This is a genomic window from Microbacterium testaceum StLB037, from assembly GCF_900104345.1.
Taxonomy (GTDB): domain Bacteria; phylum Actinomycetota; class Actinomycetes; order Actinomycetales; family Microbacteriaceae; genus Microbacterium; species Microbacterium testaceum_A.
The window spans coordinates 168,236-192,157 of record NZ_FNJN01000002.1 but is presented as its reverse complement, the minus strand read 5'-3'; the positions used below and the strand labels follow the sequence as shown (position 1 = coordinate 192,157).

The 23,922-nt window shown below is 69.4% G+C and carries 18 protein-coding genes; 5 read left to right on the top strand and 13 right to left on the bottom strand.

Going from position 1 to position 23,922, the window contains the following annotated elements:
* Window positions 1–7: 7 nt before the first annotated feature.
* Both BLS25_RS04210 and BLS25_RS04205 read right to left on the bottom strand, forming a co-directional pair.
* Window positions 8–1,228, bottom strand: coding sequence for an exonuclease domain-containing protein (locus tag BLS25_RS04210; protein WP_074694542.1), 1,221 nt, complete (start codon window positions 1,226–1,228; stop codon window positions 8–10).
* Window positions 1,229–1,275: 47 nt separating this feature from the next.
* Complete coding sequence (locus BLS25_RS04205; protein WP_074694541.1) at window positions 1,276–7,764, bottom strand: DUF3320 domain-containing protein; 6,489 nt, start codon at window positions 7,762–7,764, stop codon at window positions 1,276–1,278.
* Window positions 7,765–7,973: 209 nt separating this feature from the next.
* Here BLS25_RS04205 and BLS25_RS04200 point away from each other — a divergent pair, with 209 nt between their 5' ends.
* Entirely contained in the window at window positions 7,974–8,552 is a 579-nt protein-coding gene (locus tag BLS25_RS04200; protein WP_056224939.1) for a hypothetical protein, read from the top strand.
* A gap of 9 nt (window positions 8,553–8,561) precedes the next feature.
* Here the strand turns inward: BLS25_RS04200 and dnaB are convergent, their stop codons facing one another.
* Window positions 8,562–9,857, bottom strand: coding sequence for a replicative DNA helicase (gene dnaB / locus BLS25_RS04195; protein ID WP_371129313.1), 1,296 nt, complete (start codon window positions 9,855–9,857; stop codon window positions 8,562–8,564).
* Window positions 9,858–10,554: 697 nt separating this feature from the next.
* Here dnaB and BLS25_RS04190 point away from each other — a divergent pair.
* Both BLS25_RS04190 and BLS25_RS16825 read left to right on the top strand, forming a co-directional pair.
* Window positions 10,555–11,586: a hypothetical protein gene (locus BLS25_RS04190; protein WP_074694540.1), complete on the top strand. Its 1,032-nt coding sequence runs from the start codon at window positions 10,555–10,557 to the stop codon at window positions 11,584–11,586.
* A gap of 78 nt (window positions 11,587–11,664) precedes the next feature.
* The gene (locus BLS25_RS16825; protein ID WP_081349678.1) at window positions 11,665–13,422 is read left to right on the top strand and encodes a hypothetical protein; all 1,758 of its coding nucleotides are present in this window, start codon (window positions 11,665–11,667) and stop codon (window positions 13,420–13,422) included.
* A gap of 389 nt (window positions 13,423–13,811) precedes the next feature.
* Here the strand turns inward: BLS25_RS16825 and BLS25_RS04180 are convergent, their stop codons facing one another.
* The 10 genes from BLS25_RS04180 to rpsF form a co-directional block, all read right to left on the bottom strand.
* The gene (locus BLS25_RS04180; RefSeq protein WP_074694539.1) at window positions 13,812–14,555 is read right to left on the bottom strand and encodes an amino acid ABC transporter ATP-binding protein; all 744 of its coding nucleotides are present in this window, start codon (window positions 14,553–14,555) and stop codon (window positions 13,812–13,814) included.
* Window positions 14,552–15,418, bottom strand: coding sequence for an amino acid ABC transporter permease (locus BLS25_RS04175; protein WP_074694538.1), 867 nt, complete (start codon window positions 15,416–15,418; stop codon window positions 14,552–14,554). Before BLS25_RS04175 ends, BLS25_RS04180 begins: the two co-directional genes overlap by 4 nt.
* Window positions 15,419–15,422: 4 nt before the next feature.
* Window positions 15,423–16,289, bottom strand: a complete 867-nt coding sequence (locus tag BLS25_RS04170) for an ABC transporter substrate-binding protein (RefSeq protein ID WP_256335530.1) — start codon at window positions 16,287–16,289, stop codon at window positions 15,423–15,425.
* A 114-nt stretch (window positions 16,290–16,403) separates the two neighbouring features.
* Window positions 16,404–16,835, bottom strand: coding sequence for a cupin domain-containing protein (locus BLS25_RS04165; protein WP_074694536.1), 432 nt, complete (start codon window positions 16,833–16,835; stop codon window positions 16,404–16,406).
* Window positions 16,825–18,129, bottom strand: coding sequence for an amidohydrolase family protein (locus BLS25_RS04160; protein WP_074694535.1), 1,305 nt, complete (start codon window positions 18,127–18,129; stop codon window positions 16,825–16,827). Before BLS25_RS04160 ends, BLS25_RS04165 begins: the two co-directional genes overlap by 11 nt.
* Window positions 18,126–19,496, bottom strand: coding sequence for an adenosylhomocysteinase (locus tag BLS25_RS04155; protein ID WP_081349677.1), 1,371 nt, complete (start codon window positions 19,494–19,496; stop codon window positions 18,126–18,128). Before BLS25_RS04155 ends, BLS25_RS04160 begins: the two co-directional genes overlap by 4 nt.
* 192 nt (window positions 19,497–19,688) lie before the next feature.
* Complete coding sequence (gene rplI, locus BLS25_RS04150; protein ID WP_056224965.1) at window positions 19,689–20,141, bottom strand: 50S ribosomal protein L9; 453 nt, start codon at window positions 20,139–20,141, stop codon at window positions 19,689–19,691.
* 10 nt (window positions 20,142–20,151) lie between these two features.
* Entirely contained in the window at window positions 20,152–20,406 is a 255-nt protein-coding gene (gene rpsR / locus BLS25_RS04145) for a 30S ribosomal protein S18 (protein WP_055832386.1), read from the bottom strand.
* A gap of 101 nt (window positions 20,407–20,507) precedes the next feature.
* Window positions 20,508–21,029, bottom strand: a complete 522-nt coding sequence (locus BLS25_RS04140; protein ID WP_074694534.1) for a single-stranded DNA-binding protein — start codon at window positions 21,027–21,029, stop codon at window positions 20,508–20,510.
* Window positions 21,030–21,034: 5 nt separating this feature from the next.
* The gene (gene rpsF, locus BLS25_RS04135) at window positions 21,035–21,427 is read right to left on the bottom strand and encodes a 30S ribosomal protein S6 (RefSeq protein ID WP_056224969.1); all 393 of its coding nucleotides are present in this window, start codon (window positions 21,425–21,427) and stop codon (window positions 21,035–21,037) included.
* A gap of 190 nt (window positions 21,428–21,617) precedes the next feature.
* Here rpsF and BLS25_RS04130 point away from each other — a divergent pair, with 190 nt between their 5' ends.
* Together BLS25_RS04130 and BLS25_RS04125 are read left to right on the top strand one after the other, a co-directional pair.
* Entirely contained in the window at window positions 21,618–22,778 is a 1,161-nt protein-coding gene (locus BLS25_RS04130; RefSeq protein ID WP_074694533.1) for a hypothetical protein, read from the top strand.
* A gap of 2 nt (window positions 22,779–22,780) precedes the next feature.
* Window positions 22,781–23,875 carry a hypothetical protein gene (locus BLS25_RS04125; protein WP_074694532.1) on the top strand — a complete coding sequence of 365 codons (1,095 nt, stop codon included), beginning with the start codon at window positions 22,781–22,783 and terminating at the stop codon, window positions 23,873–23,875.
* The last annotated feature ends 47 nt before the right edge of the window (window positions 23,876–23,922 follow it).

Genomic DNA, 23,922 nt, shown 5'->3' with positions numbered 1-23,922 from the left:
GCGGCTGCTACTCGTCAGCCCCCAACCCCATCAACCTCTCCAGCCCCTCCTCCGTAACGATCGGAATCCCCCACGCCCGCGCCTGCCTTGCCTTCCCCGACATCGAGTCGGGGTCGGCGGCCACGAGCACCTTGGCCTTTTTCACCATGCTGTCCTTTGGAATCAGACCGCGCTCGGTGAGGATGTCGAACCACGCGGCTCGATCTCGGCGCGGTTCGCCGGTGATGACGACGGTGTCACCGGGCGACAGGCGAAAGCCGGTGGTGAGGGTCGGGGCCGCGGCATCCGGTTTCGACGCGGCGCCGGCGATCGTCTGGGCGTCGATCTCGAGCAAGGTACCGATCTTCTGGATGTCAGCCCACTCGTCAGTGGTGAGCTGGTCGTCCGCCCAGGCCGCCGAAACCAACCCGTCGAAGTAGGCGCGGTGAATGCGGCGGACTGCGGTGCTCGAAAGGTTCAGCTCAGCGGCGAACCGGATGAGGTCATCGGTCTCCGTCGCGGACATATACCGATCGAGGAGGACACGATCGAGCAGAGCGAGGTAATCCAGATTCAAGGAGCCGTCGTCGACTGCGGCGTCAGTCGCGACGTCCACGTGCAACCGCTCGAGAACCGACCGCGGTGCCGTGTCGGAGTCCGTGCGCGCCAGCCAGGCCGTCGTATCGAACGGCTCATCGGGCCACTCCCCCGGGGTCGCGAGCCACCCATCCCACCAGGCGGGGTCGTGACCGGCACCGATGTAGGCGCGAAGGAGCGCCGCCGCAGCGAGGGCATCGGCCGAGGCGCGATGAGCGTTCTCCATCGCGTATCCGATCGCAGCGCTGCAGTCAGCGAGACTCCGACTGCCCGGCAGGAATGTGCCCGCGAGCTGCATCGTGCACATCCAGTACTCGTACTCCGGACACATGAGGCCGGTTTGCTGCATCGAGTGAGCCAAGAACCGTGCGTCGAAACTGGCGTTGTGCGCGACCGGCACCCGCCCGCGCAGGAGCGAGGCGATGGACGGGGCGAGTGCGCCGAACTCCGGAGCTCGCGCCGCCGCAGCGGCGCTGATGCCGTGGATGCGCTGCGCACCCATGTCGCGCATCGGATTGACGAGTGTTTCCCAGACTCCCTCGACGACACCGGTGGGCGACACATGAACGATCGCCACCTCCACGATGCGATCGTGCTTCTGCGGAAACAGACCTGTCGTCTCGAGATCGATGACTGCGAATCCTCGCACCATGTTGCGCCCCCAAGGTAAATCGACGTCACTCTATCCGCCGTCGGGAATCAGAATCGCGCGACATACGCTCCCGACGGCGCAAGCTCGACCCGTCGGGTGGCCACCGCCACCGTCAGCGCCTCGGCAAGTCGCTCGGAGATCTGCGTCGTCATCCGCTTTCCACCGAGCAGCCGCAGAGCTTCTCGTTTGATCTCGTCCTCGCGCACCCCACCGCCGAGTTCAGCGACAACGGCCATCGCGTTCGCGATCTCCTCCAGAGCGACGGACTCGAGCGGTCGGCTCTCCCCCGGGCTACTCGTGCGAACGTCTCGCCACGTCGACACATCCGCGTCCGCAGGCCAGACGAACTGCCCGTCGCCCTGGCGAGTGTGAGCATCCGGGATCAGCCGGAGGATCGCTGCGGCCCGGGCGCCCGATACACGTGACAGTCCGAATGCTTCCGCCACCACTCGCGCCAAGCGTGCTCGAGAGATCGGCCCCTCGGCGGCGATGGCCTCCACGATGGCGGAGCGAACCCGCCCGGAAGCAGACGGGCTCGGGAGAGCGTCGAGCACAGAGACTCCCCCGGACACGGGGATCGGCCAGGGCACGAAGGCGCGGACGTGCGGATGCGCCACGCTGACGGCATCCTCGTCTTTCTGTTCTGCCGGCACTGCCGCGCGCAGAAGCTCAACCGGCTCCTCCATTGGGGGCTCATCGAGATCCTCGACCCGCTCCACCGGCGCGTCTGGCGCAGACCGACCACCGGCCTTGGCGGCCTCCACCGCCGCGACGAGTCGGTCGGCCGTGGCATCCGGATCATCGAGCCATTCCGGTAGCCACACCCTCTCGATCCCCGGCCAGCGCATCAGTCCGCCGAGGACATCGACAGGCAGCCCATCGCGGTCCGCCACGGTGCGGCGCGCGCGCCAGCCCTCTCCATCGAGCAGAACGGCGACAAGCGGCTGAGCGGGGTCGGATGCTGATGCCAGCGTGAGATCGATACGGAAGTCGGACAGCCCAACGTCCGTCTTCACGACGAGTCCGCGCTCTCTCAGGACCGCCGCGATCTCATCGCGGTGGCGATCGACCACCGGGACGCGAACCGTGGAGTCATCGGTCGGCGCGACCCCGCGAGCGGCGAGCTCGAGGTAGGACTTCAGGTCCTTCAGCCCACGAGCTGAGGTCTGCTCAGCGCGCAGCTCAGCGGGATCGAAGCTCGCGTACAGCACGACCTGCCGTCGCGCACGAGTGACCGCGACGTTCAGCCGGCGCTCTCCGCCCGCACGGGAGAGCGGCCCGAAGTTCAGCGGGAGCATTCCGCGGTCGTTCTTGCTGAACGCGACCGAGAACAGAATCGTGTCGCGCTCGTCGCCCTGCACGCTTTCGAGGTTCTTCACGAACAATCCATCGCGCTCGTCGAGCGCGCGACCGATGCGTTCATCCGAAGCATCACGCAGCATGTTGTCGATGAGGTCTCGCTGCTGAACGTTGAACGTGATGATGCCGATCGACGGCGCCACGTCGCCGGCGGCAACGAACCGACGGGTCACCTCGTCGACGATCGCCTGCGCTTCGACGAGGTTGATTCGAAGGACTCCACGCCCACCCGAACGCTCGAACCGACCGTTGACGCGCACGAGCGAGAGACCGTAGTCGGGCTTCGTCGCGGCGAGCGCGCCGGGCGCAGACGCCGTGGAGTCGCGCAGTGGCGCCGGGAACGACGACAGGCGGCTCTCGTAGTACTGGTGGTTGCTGAAGGCGATGAGCGCTTCGTCTTGGCTGCGGTAATGCCACGAGAGCCACTTGCTCGGAACGCGCGCTTGCGTGCACTCCGTGAGGATGGACTCCTCATCGGCGACGACGCCCGCATCCGCCTCAGCCTCATCGACGTCGGCCGTCACCTCGGCGAAGGTCGACGGAGGCATCTGCTTGGAGTCTCCGACCACCACGACAGAGCGCGCTCGCCCCATCGCCCCCACGGCATCCGCGACGCGAATCTGCGAAGCCTCGTCGAACACCACGATGTCGAACATCCCGGCTCGAGCCGGAAAGAACCGCGCGACGGATTCCGGGCTCATGAGCATGCACGGCGTGATCTGGGTGATCAGCTCGCCGTACTTGTCCATGAGCGTCCGCACGCTGTCCCCACCACGCTGCCGCGAGAGCTGACGTTTGAGCGCGCCCATGTCGCCGCCGTCGAACTTTGGGTCGAACCGCCGCTGGGAGAGGATGTCAGCCGGCAGAGCCCGCGGAAGCTCGCCGCGGATGGCTGCCGAGCTCGCGGCGAACCGTTCGATCGTCCGGTTGTGCGCCGCGGGATCGAAGTCGCTGAGGGCGGTGGCGTCTTCGCGTTCACCGAGGGATGCCGCCGCGACGCCCCTGTCGAAGGCGAGCGCCGCGTCGTCGGCACGGATGCGCCCGGCCAGAATCGCCTCCCGCGCCGTGGTCATCCCGTGGCGCCGAAGGGGTTCCACGTGCCGGAGCAGGTCGATCCAGCGGCCGAGCGTGACCGGATCGGTCGTCGCCAGGTTGCGCGCCGTCCGCGTGCGTTCCCAGGTCGACGCGATTCCGTCATCCCCAGCCCAGATGGCGAGCTGGTCAGGCGACGCGCCATCTGCCGCAGCAGCGACGACCGCGCGCCACGCCGCGGCGAGCGCCGCGTACCGCTCAGCCGCCCCCGCGTCCGGGGCCGTCGTCTCGTACATGCGGCGCAGGTCCGAGCGGAGATCTCCGACGGTCGAGGCATCGGATGCGAGCGTCATCGAAAGCCAACCCGCCCACCGGAGGGCGGCGACGACCTGGTCCGCCGAGCCCGGCATGTAGGGATTGACGTCGGGGGCCGCGACCACGACGGGCAGGCGCTGCAGCTCACCACGTATCTCGTCGACCTGCGCGGCCGTCTCGGCCATGGCGCCGGTCAGTGCCGACAGGCTGCGCAGGTCGATCGCAGTCTGCTCGACGCGCAGGTCGGTCGCGAACTGGGCGAGTACCGCACGCCGACGCTTCTTGCGACCGAAGAACGAGGACACATCGGCGGCCAGGGCGGCTGCGTGGATGTCGCGAACATTCCGCGAGAGGACACGAGGATCGACCTGAGCAAGCCATGCGGGCGGTTGCGCGGCCGCGGTTGACAGCCGCCGAGCGAGGTCATCGACTGAGCCAGGGTGAACGCGGTCGAGGGCATCGAGCGCATGGCGCGGCGCACGGGCGACACCCGCCCACGCCTCCAGCTGCTGCGGGGCGCGCACGCGAGACAGCAGTTCGCTCGGACCGACGGCCGCGAGCGCGTCGTCGAAGGTGCGGGCCGCACCATGGAGAGAGGTCGCGTCGATACCGGGATCATCGACGAACCCCCACGGATGCGTCGCAGCCGGGCGGGCGAGATCGCTGACCGCCGGCAGCTCTCGCAGAAGTGTGCGCAGCTGGTCGATGTGATCGCCCGACGCGACCAGGGAATGCGGCACATCCAGTGGCGGGATGTCCGTCGCCGATGCCAGCAGCTGCGATCGCGCCGAGTACAGGGACAGACCCGCCGCGTTGGGCTCGTGCACTCGCTGCGCGTAGCGCGACAGCGCGCCGCGACTGGACTCCGCCGCCTCACGCTGTGCGGATAGCGCGGCCCGATCGGGCCGGGCGGTGGCGTCGAGCGCCGCCCGCAGCTGCTCGCGCACGGCATTCGGCCGCGCACCCTTGTCATGCAGGTCGAGCGAGAAGGAGCCGAGCCCGACGGCATCCAATCGGTCTTTCACGACCTCCAGCGCCGCACGCTTCTCTGCCACGAAGAGCACGCGCTTCCCGGATGCCAACGACCGAGCCAGCAGGTTCGTGATGGTCTGCGATTTGCCGGTGCCCGGAGGACCTTCGAGCACGAACGTGCGGCCCTCGACGGCCTCGACGACGGCCTCGAGCTGCGAAGAGTCGGCGGAGACGGGAACCTGCGCCGAGAGCGCATCGAGATCGACGTCGACCGGCGCCGGTACAGCGTCGACGTACGCCTCATTCGGCGAACTGATGAGGTGGGTGACGAGCGAGTTCGTCGCGAGCTCTTCCCAGTTGTCGTCGAGATCTTTCCACAGTCGGAACTTCGCGAACTGCAGGATGCCGAGGTGCACGGTGTCTTCGACGACGAAGGGTCGCTTGGCATCGACCATCGCCTGGCGCACCGCATCGAACGCCGCGCCGAGGTCGATCCCCGCGGCATCCGTCGCCGGATTTGCGAGCCCGGGCACCTCGATGCCGAAGCTCACCTTCAGCTTCTCGAGGAGGCAGTAGTTCGGCGTGGACGCACCCGCTTCGTCGAGGACGAGGCGGAAGGACTGGCCACGCGACACACTTTCCAACGTCACCGGGACGAGAACGAGCGGCGATTGCAGCTGCCGGTCGTTGAACTCCCAGCGCAGGGTGCCGAACGCGAGGTACAGGTTGTTCGCGCCGGTCTCTTCGGTGACGGTCTTCGCTTTCGCGGCCAGGGCCCGCAGCCTCGTCGTATACGCCGCTTGTGTGACGTCGGTGAGGTGCGCCTGCCTCTTATCGGCCAGGAGCGCTTCCCGATCGGCGGGATCGCGATCGCGACCGAAGCGGATGCCACGCTCTCGCGCGATCTCGGGAACATCGTCGGACGCGAGAAGAGTGACGCTGGCGCCTCCGTTGATCATGTCCTCGAGCCGGCCGAGTGCCGCGCCGGGCACCGCGAGCTGGTACCCGGCACGACTCGTGAAGTTGATGAGGCGATTGCGGAGACTCAGGTCGAGCAGTGCGTTCTTCCACTGCGCCACCCGCGGTGGAGCCAGTGCGCGGCCCTGCGCATCGCGCTGGTCGGCGACGAACGGCGCCAGGACGCGGTCGAGCGGTCGATACTCGACGACGGTCACCTCACCATCGGGACCCACGGTACGACTGGGCAGCGGGAAGATGCCGTTCTCCCGGGCCGCGCGCACGTCAGTGATGCCGAGGATCTCATCGCGACGGGCTTCGAGGTACGCCTGGGGCATGGCGCGGGCGACGTCGAACGTGGCGGATGCTGCACCACCGGTCACCTGCGTCGTCTCGAGCAACGAGATCCGACCCAGCTTCGTGAGGTTGACCGCTTCCTCGATGTCGGTGGTCGCGGGCAGACCGAGGCTGCCGTTCTCCCGCCAGTACCCGAGGAAGATGTGTCCGTCCACCATCCACAGCGTCGAGTTGATGCCGATCTGCTCGAGCAGCGCGGCGAGCGTCAGCGTCGTGTCGAGACACGTTCCGAGTCGCCCTTCGAGCACCTCCTGCGGCGTGCGGATCTTCTGGCCGCGCAGGCCCCAGCTGGCCGGAGGCTCCGCGTAGCGGATGTCGCGTTCGCGCACGGCATCCCAGATGGCCGTCACCATGGCATCCACCCTCGCCGGGTTGTCGCTCTGGTAACCGTCGAGCTCTGTGCGACCGCTCGACTCCCCCAGCAGGTCCGAGGCACGCTGTAGGACGGGCGTCAGTGCGGGCGCCTGCGGCTGAGCGAAGGATGCGAGGAGCTCGAGGCCGAGGTGCAGCTCCCGCGCGATCCACTGGTTCGCGGCCAGAACAGTGACCGGATGCCGATGCTCAGCGATCACCGCACCGTCCGGTCCGCGCAGAGTGAGAGTGATGGAGCCAGGCTGCTCCGTATCGACCTGGAGCATCGGAGCGGGATCGAGGGAGAGCAGGTCGAGCCCCGCGAGTGTCTTAAGGCCGGGCGCGAGGTCGAGAATCACGACTTTGGGCGCCCCCAGGGAACCGCTGGCCGTGGCGGCCTCGATCTCGAGCGATGCTCCGCGAAGCTCGGGCCCACCGTACGAGACCCGCACCTCCTGCACGGGCACGATGCGTGCGTGCGCCATCGCGTAGCTGAGCTCGCTGACCGCGTCGAGCGAAAGACGCGCGCTCGACGTCGGCGCAGGCGGGGGCACCGACGCCTCCGTCTCGGGCTGCTCGCGCAGCTGACGGCGGGTGAGCGGCGATGTCGTCTCCGCTTCCGACGCGACGGATTGTGCGGCGGAGGCGGCCGGGTAGGTCGATGAAGGGAGCACGGTTGTCGGTGGCGCGGGGAGCCTCGCGCTCGTCGGCGCGCTCGGCGGCGCGGGGAGCGAGCGGCCGGCAGCCCCGCCACCCAAAGCCGAGAGCACTACCGGCTTACGTGCCGCGATCCGCTGCGCTTCGTCGATCGCGCCGACTTCGCGGAGGAGCAACTCAGCCGAGTCGAGAGCGCGGTACGTCTCGGCGAGACTGAACTCGACCTGGTGCGCATGCTTGTTGCGCACCTCGCGCATCTCGCTCGCCCAATTCGTGGCTTGGCGAGAAAGGTAACCATCAAAGGGGTACCCGAGGTTACCCAGCTTCTCAGTCATCACTCGCAACATCAGTCCGACGTCATTCGCGTGATGGTGGGAGGTGGGTCTGCCCGCGAGCTCATCTTTGTGAGCCACGATCTGAACCCACGAAGGTCCCCCGGGGAGACGTTCCGCGAATACTCGCTCAATGAACGGGCGCAGGCCTTCTGCCAGGTCGTCGACGGAGCCGCCGATGATCTGACGCGTATCGATAGTCAAGACATTCCCCCCAGCGCCCGTTGTGAATCAGCCGCGGTCTCGGAGCCTGAATGACTCGGGAGCACGCGCTTCGGGACGCAACCCTCTCTATCTTGCTCGCTCGCGCCCACTCACGCCTGCACTGGCGCAGGTCGTCGACTCCGGCGCCGACGTGCGACGGTCCTGGCTTGGCCTAGCCCATGTCGTCACCCCGGAGTACCCTCCCCACCATGAGCCCCGCCACTCTGTTCCTCCACGCCGACGCCGCGCTCCGCGAGGTCGTCGATCAGCTCGATCCGGATGACTTCTCGGCATCCGTGCCGAAGGAGTGGAGTCAGCTCGAGTCGCCGACGCTGCTCGGCATCCTCGAGCGCCACGCCTACGACGAAGCCTGGGTTCCCGCCGTGATCGCGGGACGCGCGGCCGCCGACGGCGACCCCTTCGCCGATGTCGACCTGATGGGCGACGATCCGATCGCCTCGTACGACGCCCTCAACGACAAGGCCACGGCCGCGGTCCGCGCGGGTGAGTTCGCGGGTACCTTCCACTTCACCTACGGGGACTACCCCGCCGACGAGGGCTTCGCGCACCTCGCGACGTACCGCGCTTTCCAGGCGTGGTCGATCGCGAAGGAGTTCGGCATCCCGTTCCACCTCTCCCCCGAGCTCATCGAGGGGATGAATGAACACGTCACCCCGCACGCCGACGAGTGGCGTCAGTGGGGCGTCTTCCCGCCGGCCATCGACCCGCCGGCGGGCGCCGACGACGAGACCGTGCTGCTGTGCACGCTGGGGTTTTGGAAGCCGTAAGCCTCGGAGTTACATCCCCGGCGCCATGTCCGTGAACCGCGAGTAGTGACCCTGGAACGCCACCGTGATCGTGTCGGTCGGACCGTTACGGTGCTTCGCCACGATCAGGTCGGCCTCGCCGGCGCGCGGTGAGTCCTTCTCGTACGCGGCCTCGCGGTGCAGCAGTACCACCATGTCGGCGTCCTGCTCGATGGAGCCCGACTCACGCAGGTCGGAAAGCGCCGGCTTCTTGTCGGCACGCTGCTCGGCACCACGGTTCAACTGCGACAGGGCGATGACCGGAACCTGCAGCTCCTTCGCCATCAGCTTGAGCGCACGCGAGAACTCACTGACCTCTTGCTGGCGCGACTCGACGCGCTTACCGCTGGTGAGCAGCTGCAGGTAGTCGATGACGACCATCTTCAGACCCTCGCGCTGCTTGAGACGACGGCACTTCGCGCGGATCTCGACGAGCGTCATGTTGGGGCTGTCGTCGATGTAGAGGGGCGCGTCGTTGATGCGGCCGCGGGTGGAGGCCACCGTGGTCCAGTCGCGCGAGTCGAGCGTTCCCTTGCGCATGCTCTGCAGGGGGATCTGACCCTCGGCGCTGAGCAGGCGCATGGCGATCTCGCTGCGACCCATTTCGAGCGAGAAGAAGATGCAGGGCGCGTTGGCGCGGATCGCGGCGGCGCGGGCGAAGTCGAGCGCGAGTGTCGACTTACCCATGGCGGGGCGCGCGGCGAGCACGATCATCTGGCCCGGGTGCAGACCGTTGGTCAGCTGGTCGAGACCGGCGAAGCCGGTGGGAATGCCCGTCATCGACCCGTCGCGGCCGCGAGCGGCCTCGATCTCTTCAACCGCGGCATCCACCGCCGTCGTCAGGGGGATGTAGTCCTCGGCGCTGTCATCGCCCGAGACGTTGTAGATCTCGGCCTGGGCGCTGTTGACGAGCTCGACCGGGTCGCCCTCGCCGGCGTAGCCCATCTGCACGATGCGCGTGCCGGCCTCGACCAGGCGCCTCAGCATCGCGCGCTCGGCGACGATCGAGGCGTAGTAGCCGGCGTTGGCGGCGGTCGGCACGATCGAGGTGAGCGTGTGGAGGTAGTCCGCTCCCCCGGCGCGCTGCAACTCGCCCGTCTTGATCAGCTCGTCGGTGACGGCGACGACGTCGGTCGGCTCGCCGTGCGAGTAGAGGGTGAGGATGGCCTCGAAGATCAGCTCGTGCTTCGGCACGTAGAAGTCGGGTCCGCGGAGCGACTCGATGACATCGGCCACGGCGTCCTTCGACAGCAGCATGCCGCCCAGAGCGCTCTGCTCGGCGAGCATGTCGTGCGGGGGCGTGCGCTCGGGGCGCGGCGCCTTTCCGAGACGTTCTTCGGCGATATCGGCGATCGACACGGGCTCTCCTTCGGTTCTCGGGCACCCCCGGCCGGGCCTCGCGCGCGTGCAGAACGACGCGGAAACGGGGCTCGGGGCGGCCTCGGCAGCATGAAATCACCGACGTCCGACATCGACGCGCGCGGCAACGCCATCCAGCTGCCCGAGGGGCTGCACCCACGCTAGATACCGCTTCCTCCACACGCAAATGACCCTGTGGATAACTCTGTGGAGAGACTGCGGGAAACGCCGCCAGGTCTGTGCACAAGTGCTGTGGAGAACTCCGTGGATGGAGACGAATATCGGGCGTGTATGCGCTGCTGATCTGGGCTTTATTTGTCCACAGTTTTCCTGGGGAAATCCCGTGTGAAGTGAACGTTGAAGGTTCCTGCTAGGAGCATTCACATGTGTACAACTCGGGGGATAACTCGCCGATCGCCTACCGACCCGGAGCCCTCCGTGTCAAATTTTTCTTCACCCTCCGGCGTGTCGCCTTTCACCCGCTCGTCACCCTCCAACTACTTAGATTTCACCCGACCTCTTCCGCCCGGGTGAATCCGGGCGTAACGTCGCCGCCCACAGGTTTCGGAGATTCACCTTTGGGGGGCGAATCATGGAGAACGCGTCCGGTCGGGGGGCACCGCACATGCTGCGGATGCTCCTCGTCGGCGTGTCCACCGCCCTCGGAGCAGCAGCTCTCTCCGTCGCTCTCTCGGCCTCTCCCGCCTCTGCGGACGACGGCTCGGGCGGGCTGCTCGGCACCATCGGCTCCACCGTGAACCAGGTCACCGACACGGTCGACGAGGTCGTCGGAACGGTCGTCTCGCCCACGGTCGAGCACGTCACCGAGACGGTCGCTCCCGTGACGCAGGTCGTCACCGAGGTCGCACCCGCCCCCGTCGCCGATGCCGTGACGACCACCACCGACACCGTTACGAACACGGTGTCCGAGGTCGTCGACACCGCCGATTCCACCGTCGGCAGCACGGTCGACACGGTCGGAGACGTCGTCACCGACGTCGCCGGCTCGGGGGTCGTGGGCGAGGTCGTCGCCCCCGTGGTCGACACCGTTCAGACGGTCCCCGTCGTGGGCGACGTGGTCAGCTCGATCGGCCTCGGAGACCTCATTTCGGGCGTCACCGACGCCGTCGACGCGGCCCTGCCCGTCATCGTCGGCACCCTCCCCCCGATCTCCCCCGTCATCCCCACGATTCCGGGCGTCCCGACGGTTCCCGGTGGCGACATCACCACCCCGATCATCGACATCGTGCCCGCCGAGATCTTCTCGGCAGCGGCCGTGAGCGATGCCACGGCGGTCGTCACCGGCATCCTCTCGACGGATCCCTCCCTCGTTCCGTCGTCGTCCCGCACGGCCCCCTCGAGCGGGGCGGCGACGGTCTTCAGCGCCACCTCGACGGGCGAGGTCTCTGCCGCCGTCGCCGGTGCGCAGAGCGCCCCCTCCGGGCCGCGGGGATCCGACGAACCCCTCACGACCTTCGGCGCCAGCACGGGCACCAGCTCGTCGGCATCCGGAAACTCCGGCTCGGGCGGCATGGGCGCCGCCACCGCCGACAGCGCCAAGCTCTTCACCGCTTCGCTTCTTCTCGACCGCCGGAACGTCGTCGACGACGACCTGCCCGGCACCCCGGTCTTCGGCACCGACGTCTCTCCTGACTGAGGACGGTCGCACCGTGCATCGCACGGCAGACGACCCCGCGCTTTCGCGCACCCTCATTCATCTACAGGAGAAACTCTCATGCGCAAGATCTACTCGCGTGTCCTTCTGGGCACGCTCGTCGGAGGCGGCCTCGCCGTCCTCGGAGCCGGCATCGCCAATGCCGCAGACACCTCAGGCGTCGACGGTCTGCTCTCGGGCGACCAGGTCGGTGTCTCGGTGAACCTCCCGGTCACCGTCGGCGGCAACGCCGTCTCGGTGCTCGGAGACAGCACCAGCGACGGCGCCGACACCTCGGCCCCCGCAGCCCCCGCACCCGCACCCGTCACCATCACCGACGGCAGCGACGGCGTGGGCTCGGGGAACCAGGGCCTCGTGTCGGTCAACGTCCCCGTGACGGTCGGCGGCAACGCCGTCTCGGTCATCGGAGACAGCCAGAGCACGGATGCCGACACCTCGGCGCCCGCACCCGAGGCCGCGGCCCCCGCGGCTGACAGCAGCACCGACGGCAGCGACAGCGTCGCCGGCGGCAACCAGGGCGTCATCTCGGTCGAGGCTCCGGTCACCATCGGCGGCAACGCGGTCTCGGTGATCGGCGACAGCAGCACCGACAACGCCGCAACCACCGGCGGCAGCACCTCCGGCTCGACCGGCGGCAGCACCGTCACCGACGGCACCGACGGCATCGGCGGCGGCAACGTCGTCGACGCCCCGGTCGGCCTGCCCGTCACCATCGGCGGCAACGCCGTGTCGGTGATCGGTGACAGCGTCTCGAACGACGCCGACACCACCGGCGGCACCACGGGCGGCACCGGCTCGACCGGCGGCACCGTGACTGACGGCACCGACGGCATCCTCGGCGGCAACGTCGTCGGACTCCCGGTGGGCGTGCCCATCACGGTCGGCGGCAACGCCGTCTCGGGCATCGGCGACAGCGTCACCGACGGCGCCACCACCACCGGCGGCTCCACTACCGGCGGAACCGGCACCACCGTCACCGACGGAACCGACGGCATCCTCGGCGGCAACGTGATCGGCCTCCCGGTCGGCATCCCCGTCACCATCGGCGGCAACGCCGTCTCGGGCATCGGCGACAGCGTCACCGACGGCGCCACCACCACCGGCGGCTCCACCACCGGCGGAACCGGCACCACCGTCACCGACGGAACCGACGGCATCCTCGGCGGCAACGTGATCGGCCTGCCGATCAACGCCCCCGTCACCATCGGCGGCAACGCCGTCTCGGGTGTCGGCGACAGCACCTCCGAGAACGCCACCACCACCGGCGGCACCACCGGCTCGACCGGCGGTTCCAGCACCGACGGCACGGGCAGCATCGGCGGCGGCAACATCATCGGTCTGCCGATCAACATCCCCGTCACCATCGGGGGCAACGCGGTCTCGGTGATCGGTGACAGCACCACCACCGGCTCGACCACCGGAACGCCCGGCACCCCCGGAACGCCCGGCACCCCCGGTACCCCCGGAACGCCTGGCACCCCCGGAACGCCCGGAACGCCCGGCACCCCCGGAACGCCCGGCACCCCCGGTACCCCGGGAACGCCCGGAACGCCTGGCACCCCCGGGACCCCCGGCACCCCCGGCACCCCGGGAACGAACGGAACGAACGGCACCAACGGCACCAACGGCGCCCCCGCCGTGACCGGTAAGGTCGCGTCGGTCGGCTCCGTGGCCGCCACCGGCATGGGCACCACCCGCGGCACCCTCGCCGTGACGGGCACCGACGGCTCGATGGCCGCCGGTCTCGGCATCGCCGGTCTGCTGACCCTGCTCCTCGGAGCCGGTCTGCTGCTGCGTCGCCGCCGCTCGGTCGCCTGACCCGGAGCGTTCGCCCACAGAACGCGACACCGGATGCCACGCCCTCGGGCCGGCATCCGGTGTCGCGGCGTGCCCGGACGTGACTCGCGGACGGCGGCCGACCCGAATCAATGCGAGCGTCGCCCTACGCGGGGTTCGGGGCGGATCTCGCCGTTCGGGGCGCGCGAATCTCGCCCCGAAGCGCAAGACGCGCCCCAAACGCCGAGCCACCGCGCGCCGCGCGGCGACCCCGGCACTTGCGCTCCGTCACCGCGCGCAGGGCCACCGCACCGGCCTGCGCCGGCGTTTGGGGCGAACTTTGCACTTTGGGGCGTGCAATTCGCGCCCCGAAATACGAAACCCGCCCCACACGCCGAGCCACCGCACCCGCGCGCCGCGACCCCGTCGGGTTACAGCGCCCCGCCGCGCCTCTCGCGCTCGAGGAACGCGATCGTCTCGGGCTGCTGCGGGGCGTCGAAGATCTGCGCGGGCGTGCCCTGCTCGACGATCTTGCCGCCCTTCATGAACACGATGCGGTCGGCCACCTCGCGCGCGAACGACATCTCGTGCGTGGCCATGAGCATGGTCGACCCGCGGTCGCGCAGCACCCGCACCAGGTCGAGCACCTCGCCCACCAGCTGGGGGTCGAGGGCCGAGGTGATCTCGTCGAGCAGCAGCAGCTCGGGGTCGGTCATCACGGCGCGCACGATCGCGACGCGCTGCTGCTGACCGCCCGACAGCCGGTCGGGGAACTCGCGTGCCTTCGCACCGAGACCCAGCTGCTCGAGCAGTTCGGTGCCGCGGGCGTAGGCCTCGGCCTTCGGCATCCCGTGCACTTTGCGCGCAGCCAGCGTGACGTTGTCGATCACGCGCAGGTGCGGAAAGAGGTTGAAATGCTGGAACACCACGCCGATGCGCGACCGGGCGGAATCCTGATCGATGGTCGGGTCGGTCAGATCGTCGCCGTTCAGCAGGATCTGGCCGTCGTCGACGCGCTCGATGAGGTTGATGGTGCGCAGCAGGGTCGACTTGCCCGAGCCCGAGGCACCGATCAGCACGACCACCTCGTGCTTCGCGATGTCGAGGTCGATGCCGTCGAGTACGACGTGGTCGCCGAAGGCCTTCCGCACCGCGCGGACGTCGAGCACGCTCATACGATCCCGCCCATCTGCTCGCGCTTGGCCAACCGCGCCGAGACGTAATCGGTGAGGCGGATCATCGGCAGCGCCATCGCCACGAACAGCAACGCCGCCACGATGTACGGCGTGAAGTTGTAGTACTCGGCCGCGGCGATCTGCGCCGCGCGGACGGCATCCACCGCTCCGAGCACCGAGATCAGCCCGACGTCTTTCTGCATCGACACGAAGTCGTTCATGAGCGCTGGCACGACCTTGCGCACGCCCTGCGGGATCACGACGATCCGCAGCGTCTGCCCGTGGGTCAGCCCCATCGATCGGGCGGCGACGCGCTGCGAGGGGTGCACGGCCTCCATGCCCGCGCGCAGCACCTCGGCGATGTACGCCGAGTACGTCAGCACGATCGCGATGGTCCCCCACAGCACGACCGGCACGCGCCCGAAGATCCCGAGCGCCGGCAGGCCGAAGCCCACCAGGTACAGCACGATCAGCAAAGGGATGCCGCGGAACAGGTCGGTGTAGATCGTGGCCAGGGCGCGCAGGGGAAAGAACACCGGCCCCCGCAGCGAGCGCATGACCGCGAGGGTCGTGCCGAGCACCGCCACGGCGAGCGCGGCGACGATGAGCACCTGAATGTTGACCCACAGCCCCGCGAGGATCGAGGGGAAGCTCTTGACCGCGATGTCGAGGTCGAAGAAGCTGCGGCGCACGTCTTCCCAGCCGGGGCTCGAGAGGATCGCCCAGCCGACGACCACGACGAAGACGACCGAGCTGACCAGCGCGATCAGCACCGACTTCGTCGACTGCTGACGCCGCGTGGCGCGCCGACCGAGCTCGAGCTCGCTCGGGCGCCACGCGGTGTCGGAAGACGTGGATGCCACGGAGTTACTTCAGCACGGGCGCGGCGGCCGTGCCACCGAGCCACTCCTGCTGCAGCTGGTCGAGGGTGCCGTCGGCCTTCAGGGCGTCGACCGCGTCGCTGACGGGGGTGGTCAGGGCCGAGCCCTTGGGCAGGACGTAGGCGAGCTCGTCGCCACCGGCGGAGGAGTCGGGCAGCTGGCCCACGACCTTGCCGTTGTCGAGCACGGCCCCGGCGAGGTAGAACGCGGTCGGCAGGTCGACGACGATCGCATCGACCTGGCCCGACTGGAGAGCGGCGACGGCGTCGTCGTTGGAGTTGAAGACGCTGAGGTTGGCCGTGCCCAGCTGGTCCTGGGCGACTTGGTAGCTGGTCGTGGCGCTCATGACGCCCACGGGGATGTTCTTCAGCTCGGCGACGGTCGTGGCCGAGGCGGCGGGCGAGGTGCCCGTCGTGACGATCGCCTGGGTGGTCGTGTAGTACGGCGACGAGAAGTCGACGGCCTGCTTGCGCTGGTCGGTGATCGAGAACTGCTGGACGTTCATGTCCCAGTCCTTCGGGCCCGGGGCGATCGCGCTGTCGAAGTTGGAGCGCACCCAGACGATGTCGTCCTTCGTGAAGCCGAGCTTCTCGGCGACGGCGCACGAGACGGCCGCCTCGAAGCCCTGGCACGAGGCGGGGTCGTCGTTCTCGACCCAGGGCGAGAACGCGGGCTCCCCGGTGGCGATCGTGAGCTTGCCGGCGGCGACGGTCTGCAGGGCGCCCTCGGTGGCGGGGGCGGAACCGGCGTCGGATCCGGTGGGGGCGAAGGCGCAGGCCGTCAGCGTGACGAGCGTGGCGGCGGCCACGGCGGTCAGGGCGGCGGCGCGGCGCAGGCGTGCGGAAGCGGTCACGATGTCTCCTCGTGGACGTATCGGGGTCATCCCCGGAGTGCTGTGATGTGCACAGCGTACCGAGCGGATGTTTCAGGGGATGTCGCCGGTGAAACCTGGGGACACGGGACGCGGCTACTCGGCGAGGCGCCAGTCGGCGAAGCTGAAGCCGGGAGAGACCACGCAACTGACCACGACCTCGGCGTCACCCGCCGGTCGGGCCGCCTGCCAGACCCCCGCGGGCACGGTGTGCTGCAGCACGTGCCCCGCGGCGAGATCGGGCCCGAGCGTCACGGTGCGCGCGGCCCCGGGCTGCTCTCCGCCGCCGCCGAGCGAGAGCTCGAGGGCTCCCGGCCCGTGCCAGAGCCACACCTCGTCGCTGGTCACGACGTGCCACGCGCTCTCTTCGCCCGGGGTCAGCAGGTAGTGGATGCACGTGGCCGCGGGCCGCGTGCCGGCGGGGGTGTCTACCTCGACGCTGCCGGTCCACATTCGGCGGAACCACCCGCCCTCGGCGTGCGGTTCGAGATCGAGCAGGACGGCGGTGGCGGGACGCTCAGCGGTCATCGGCGGATACTCCGGTCTCTCGGGTGAAGGCGGCGGATGCCGAGCGCACCTCGCCGTCGATGAACGTCGCGGCGGCACGCCCCTCGCCGTCGACGACGAGGTGCTCGATGGTGTCATCGACCTCCGACACCGGCACGTCGAAGAACGCGAGATCGGCCACGGCCCCCACCGCGAGATACCCCGTGCGAGCGGGCCCGGTGTCGAGCCCCATCGCGTGCGCTCCGCCCAGGGTCGCCGCGCGCAGCAGCAGCTCCGACAGGTCGCGGTTCACGTACCCCTGCGCACGCGCCAGGCGGTGAAGCGCCGACACGTCGGCGAGCAGATCGAGCGAGGGACTGGATGCCAACGAGTCGGTGCCCACGGCGAGCGCGTTGCCCTCGAGCAGGTACGCGGCGACCGGCGGCTCGTCGAGACCGATGACCGCATTCGAGCGCGGGCAGAGCGCCACGGTCGTCCCCCGCGCGCGCAGGATCGCCCGATCGCGCGCCGTCATGTAGACCCCGTGGGCGATGTGGCAATCGGGGCCGAGCACGCCGAGCTCGTCGACGAACTCGGTCGCCCCGGTGCCGAAGCCCTCGTCGCGGAGCGCGCGGAAGCTCGTCGGCCGGTGCAGCTGCCACGGCACGGCCTCACCGTGCTCGCGTTCGAAGGCGGCCTCGCCCAGGTGCAGGTGCAGACGGCTGCCGCGCTCGCGCACGATGTCGGGGATCTCGAGCAACGGCTCCACGTCGAGCGAGTACGGCGCGTGCGGAGAGAGGCCGGTCCCGGGAGGAGCGGGCAGCGCGTCGAGGCGCGCCTCCACCTCGGCGCGGCCGCGCTCGGCCCACGCCGCGTTCGTCCAGCTCATCACCTCCCAGTAGGTGATGCCGTGCAGCCGCGCGTCGTGCAACGCCGACGCCGCCTCGACGTCGGTGACGATGTCGGCCACCGCCGTGGTCCCCGCGGCGATCATCGCGAGCGCTCCGGTCCTGGCATCCGCCGCCCAGTCGTGACCGGCGCGATAGACGGGGGTGAACGCCTCGTCCCAGTCGTCGAAGCCCGCGTACGAGCCCCGGCCGACCTCGGCCATGCCGGTGTACTGCAGGTGCGAGTGGGCGTTGACGAGTCCGGGGGTGAGGACGCCCGGCCAGTGCACCTCGTCGAAGGCGACCCCGCGCGCCCGCAGTTCGTGACGCACCCAGTCGCGATCCCCGACATGCCGGATGCGCCCCCCGGCCACGGCGATCGCCCCGCCCGGGATGGGCGGTGCCGTCACGGGCACGACGAGGGATGCCGAATACAACACGGCGCTCATGCGTCACCGCCCGCGAATCGCGGCGACCGCCAGTCGTCGAGGCCTTCGGGGTCGAGGTCACGTCGGATGTCGACCGCCGCTCCCCGCACCGCGAGTGCCGTGCGGGCGACGAGGTCGTCGACCTCGGGCCCCAGGGCGTGGACACCCGGCGCGGGCCGCCGCTCGAGCACCTCCCCGAGCGCCGCGAGCTGCACCGAGAACGACAGGTCCATGATCTCGATGGGGTTGCCCTCGGCCGCCGTGATGTTCACCGCTCCCCCGCCGCCCAGCAGCAGAGCGGACCCCGCCTCGACGACCTCGCCCGGCACGCCCCCGGCGACCGCGACCACGCGGGCCCCGGCGGCGATCTCGGGCGTCACGGTCGCGGGCGCGCCGGTCGCCGACACCACCAGGGCTCCCTCGGCCAGTTCGAGCGCCCGGCCCGTGCGGAACCCGTCGTGCCGCGCTTCGAGCGCTCGCACGGGGTCGGTCTCGGCGACGCGCACCTCTGCCCCAAGGGCGCGGAGGTGCGCTGCCACACCCTGCCCGACCGGCCCGTAGCCGATGACGAGGGCCGGCTGATCCGTCAGCGCGATTCCCCGCTCCTCGAGCAGATCCGCGATCGCGAAGACGCACGACTGCCCCGTGCCGTAGCGGTTGTCGAACATGGTCTTGGTGCGCGCGTCGTTCACCGCCATCACGGCGCAGCGCAGCAGACCGGCATCCTGCATCCGGCGGAGCGGGGTCAGCCCGCTCATCGTCTCTTCGCAGGCCCCGATCCAACCGCCGACGAGCGCGGGATCGGCCTCGTGCGCCAGACGGATCAGGTGCGCCCCGTCGTCGAGCAGCACGTCGAGCCCCGCGCGGAGGAACCCCAGGGCCGCCGCGCGCTCCTCGGCACCCGCGAGCGCCGGATCCGCCGTCACCGCGAAGCCCCGCTCGCGCAGGTCGTCGGCGACCGCGACGTCGGTCTCGTCCGGGTGCGCGTACACCGACACCTCGGCGCCGCGCTCTCGCAGCAGCAGCGACAGCACGGCCGTCTTGGGCTCGAGCACCATCGCCACGCCCACCCGCAGACCGGTCAGATCGAGACGCTGGGCGAGGGCCGCGGCCACGGGCATGTGTTCTCGCGCGAAGGCGATCCGCCCCGCCGCATCGCCCCGCTCGGGCAGGGGCTTTCCGTCGAGCAGCATCCGGTCGGCATCCAGGTCGAACTCGACGCGTCCCGCACTCGGAGAGGGACTCGGGATGCCGCCCAGCCCCACCAACAGCTCCGCCAGCGCATCGGCGCCGGCCCCTGTCGCCGCGAAGGGGCGTCCGGCGATCATGAGGTTCGATGAGCGCGCGAAGCGGCGGACGATGCGCTCGGGTGCGCGATGGTCGGTCACGGCACTCAGCCTAGGGTCACGGCATCCCTCCCCCCGACGACCCCCGCGGCGGGCGGGTTCGGGGCGCATCCCGCACGTCGGGGCGGAAAATTCACGCCCCAACCGCAGAAACCCGCCCCAAACCGATGAAGGCGAACGCGAAAAGGCCCCGCCCTGCCGAAGCAGGAGCGGGGCCGAATCGTGCGTCGCGAATTACTTCGCGGCGACCACCTGGAGGGTGATCACGGCGGTGACGTCGTCACGCAGGCGAACGGTCGCCTCGTGCTCGCCGACCGACTTGATCGAAGAGGTGATCTGGATCTTGCGCTTGTCGAGCTCGCCCAGACCGGCAGCCTTGACGGCGTCGGCGACATCGGCGGGCTTGACCGAACCGAAGAGGCGACCCTCGTTGCCGGCCTTGACGGCCAGCTTGACGGTGTTCGACTCGAGCGTGTTCTTCAGCGACACGGCCTCTTCGTGGTCGTGGATCGCGCGGGTCTCGCGAGCAGCGCGGATCGACGCGACCTGCTTCTCGCCACCACGGCTCCACGACACGGCGAAGCCCTGCGGGATGAGGTAGTTACGGGCGTACCCGTTCTTGACCTCGACAACATCACCGGCGCTACCGAGCCCGGTGACCTCATTCGTGAGAATCAGCTTTGCCATCGGGTGCTCCTTAGCGGCCGGCGCCGGCGTAGGGCAGAAGAGCCATCTCGCGCGCGTTCTTGATGGCGCGGGCGATCAGACGCTGCTCCTGCACGGAGACACCGGTGATACGACGGGCGCGGATCTTGCCGCGCTCCGAGATGAACTTGCGGAGGGTGGGGACGTCCTTGTAGTCGATGACGCCGACGCGGATCGCCTTCGCGGGGGCTGCGTTCTTCGCGCCCTTCCGCGGCTTGCGGCGGTCACCAGTGGCCTTTCCAGCCATGCTTCCTTCTTTCGTGTGGTTCGGACGCCGAGTCGGTCACGCGGACCGGGACACGGCATCCGGAATTTCAGGGGTCGTCTCGCTCGAGAGCGGGGCGAAGTTCAGAACGGGGTGTCGTCTCCGTAGGAACCAGGAGTGCTCCACGCGTCTGCGCCGCCGTTGTTGCCGCCGCCGTTGTTCGAACCGGGCGTCGACCACGGCTCGTCGTTCGACTGCTGCACCTGCGCGCGCTGACCGCCACCGCCACCGTTGCCGCCACCGGCGGCACGCGTGACCTGGGCGGTCGCGTAGCGGAGCGAGGGACCGATCTCATCGACTTCGAGTTCGATGGAGGTGCGGTTGTTTCCCTCGCGGTCCTGGTACGAACGCTGCTTGAGGCGACCGGTCGCGATGACACGGCTGCCCTTCGTCAGCGAACCGGCGACGTGCTCGGCGAATTCGCGCCACACCGAGGCACGCAGGAAGAGCGCCTCGCCGTCCTTCCACTCGTTCGCCTGACGGTCGAACGTGCGGGGGGTCGACGCGATGGTGAAGTTCGCGACCGGGAGCCCGTTCTGCGTGTACCGCAGCTCGGGGTCGGCCGTGAGGTTACCCACGACGGTGATGACGGTTTCGCCGGCCATCGTCGTTACTTCGCAGCCTTCTCGGCGGACTCGACCTTGCGGGGAGCGGCGGCCTTGCGGGCGGCCTTCTCCTCGGAGCGCTTGGCCTCGGCGGCGACCTGGGCGATCGCTTCTTCGGCGCGCAGGACCTTGGTGCGCATGATCTGCTCGTTCAGCTTCAGCTGACGGTCGAGCTCGTTCGTGGCCTCGCTGGTCGCGACGAAGTTGACGACGGCGTAGATGCCCTCGTTCTTCTTGCGGATCTCGTAGGCGAGACGACGGCGGCCCCAGATGTCGATCTTGTCGATGGTTCCTCCATCGGCCGTGATGACCTTGAGGAATCCGTCGAGCTTCGGAGCGACCTGGCGCTCGTCGATCTCGGGATCGAAGATGACCATGAGTTCGTACTGGTGCGTCACTAACCCACCTCCTTCGGACTAGAACGGCTGACGGGCATTTCCCGGCAGCAGGAGGGTGTGTTGCACGTCGTCACGGGCTCACACGCGCATGGGCGTCGCCGGACAACCTTCGTAGTCTAACGGATGCCGCTCGCCTCGGGGAATCGGACATCGGTAGCGTGGACGTGACCAGACGACGGCGGAGGGCCGCATGGCAGGGATCCGACCATTCGACGCACGAGCGTTGCTGACGCCGCCCGACCCCCGGGCCGCGAAGGCATTCACCGCCGACCTGCGCAAAAGGGGCCGGCTCCCGGGCACGGGTGCGGCCGTCGTCACCTTCGCCATCGCGTTCGCGCTCATCGGCGGGATCGGCGTCGTCATCATCGTCGCGGCGGTGCTGCTGGCGCCGGTGCTGCGCGAAGGGTCGTTCATCCTCGGCATCCTGTTCCTCTTCCCGATCGTGCTGGGTCTCGGCGGGCTGGCGCTGGCGTGGTTCCTCGGCCAGAGGACCCAGCGCACCCAGGAGGACCGCCGCTGGCGGCTCGCGGGATTCAGCCGCGACGTGGGCATGGAGTACGTGCCCGCGGTGCCGACTCCCCCGCTTCCGGGGGTGCTGTTCGGGGTCGGCGGCGACCGCACGGGCTACGACATCCTGCGCGGGCGCGAGCCGCGGTTCGTCGAGATCGGCAACTACTCGTACACGACGAGCGACGGCAAGAACACGCATACCTCGCGCTGGGGCTACATCGCGATCCGCCTCGACGTCCCCCTCCCCCACATCGTGCTGGATGCCGTGGGCAACGGGGTGAAACTCGGCCTGTGGGAGCGCGGGCAGCGGTTGAGCCTCGAGGGCGACTTCGACCGGTACTTCCACCTGTCGTGCCCCCAGGGCTACGAGCGCGACGCGCTGTACCTCTTCACCCCCGACGTGATGGCGCGTTTCATCAACAACGCCTCGGCGCTCGAGGTCGAGATCGTCGACGACTGGATGTTCCTCTACTCGCCCGACGAGCTCTCGACCCTCGACCCGGCCCGGTGGGCGTGGGCGTTCGCGGTCGTCTCGGCGCTGCTCGACAAGCTCGAGCAGTGGGGGCGGTGGCGCGACGACAGGCTGCAGGAGGGGGCTTTCGCACCGCGACCCGTTCCGGTCGCCGCGACGCCGGGAGCCGTTGCACCGACAGCCGCGGCGCCGACACCCGCGCCCCTGCCGATGACGTTCACCCCCGCGCCGGTCGGAGTCGCCCCTCCCGGTCAGAGGCTCAAACGCAGCAACGCCTGGCTCATCGCCCTGCTCGTCGTGGCCGGGTCCCTCGTCGTCATCCCGCTCGTCGTCTTCGCGGCCGGCTTCCTCTTCTTCTTGGCACAGTGAACATGACTCTCGACACCACCGCCCTGACCCAGCCGATCGACCGGGCGAAGGTCCGCGCCTTCAGCAAGGCGCTGCGCGAGAAGGGAATGCTGCAGAGCCGCGCGTTCACGATCATCGTGTTCGCGTTCGTGGGCCTCGCGGCCCTGTTCATCGTCGTTCCGACCTTCGTCTCGTTCATGGCGATCGCGTTCACGGGCAGCAGCGGCAGCGTCTTCGGGCTCCTGCCCTTCGCGATCATGCTCGTCGTCGCGGGGCTCATCGCGTGGGCGGTCATCCGCGGGGTCGGCGGCGCCGCGGCACGCCGCTACCGGCTGAGCCTGTTCGCGAGCGCGAACGGCATGACGTGGCATCCGGGATATTCGAACCCCCGACTCCCGGGCATGATCTTCGACCTCGGCCGCAACCAGGAGCTGCACGACGTGATGCGGCGGACGCAGCCGCGCACCCTCGAGGTGGCCAACTACACGTACGAGACCGGGTCGGGCAAGAACAAGCAGACCCACCGCTGGGGATACGTGGCGCTGCGGCTCGACACCCCTCTGCCCCACATCGTGCTGGATGCCGCGGGCAACAACGGTCTGTTCGGCGGCTCGAACCTGCCGATCACGTTCGGACGCGACCAGCGCCTGAGCCTCGAGGGCGACTTCGACCAGCACTTCGCGCTGTACTGCCCCGAGGGCTACGAGCGCGACGCGCTTTACCTCTTCACCCCCGACGTCATGGCCCGCTTCGTCGACAACGCCGCGGCCCTCGACGTCGAGATCGTCGACGACTGGCTGTTCCTCTACGCCAAGCGCGACCTGACGACCCTCGACCCCGCGACCTGGGAATGGCTGTTCGCCACGGTCGCCGCGATCGACGACAAGCTCGCGCAGTGGGCGCGCTGGCGCGACGACCGCCTGACCCGAGCGACGACCGGGGCCGTGGCATCCGGGATCCCGGGGGCCACCATCCAGGGCGCTCCCCTGCTCACCCCGCCGCCCGCGGGCGTGGCCCGCGAGGGGCGGCGACTGAAGCGGGGAATCCCCGTGTGGTCGTTCGTCGTGATCGCCGGTTTCGCCGCGTGGTGGATCCTTACGACGGTCTTCGGGCGCTGACGCGGGGCACGCTCCGCCGGCGTCCGGCCCATCGCGCTGAATCACTG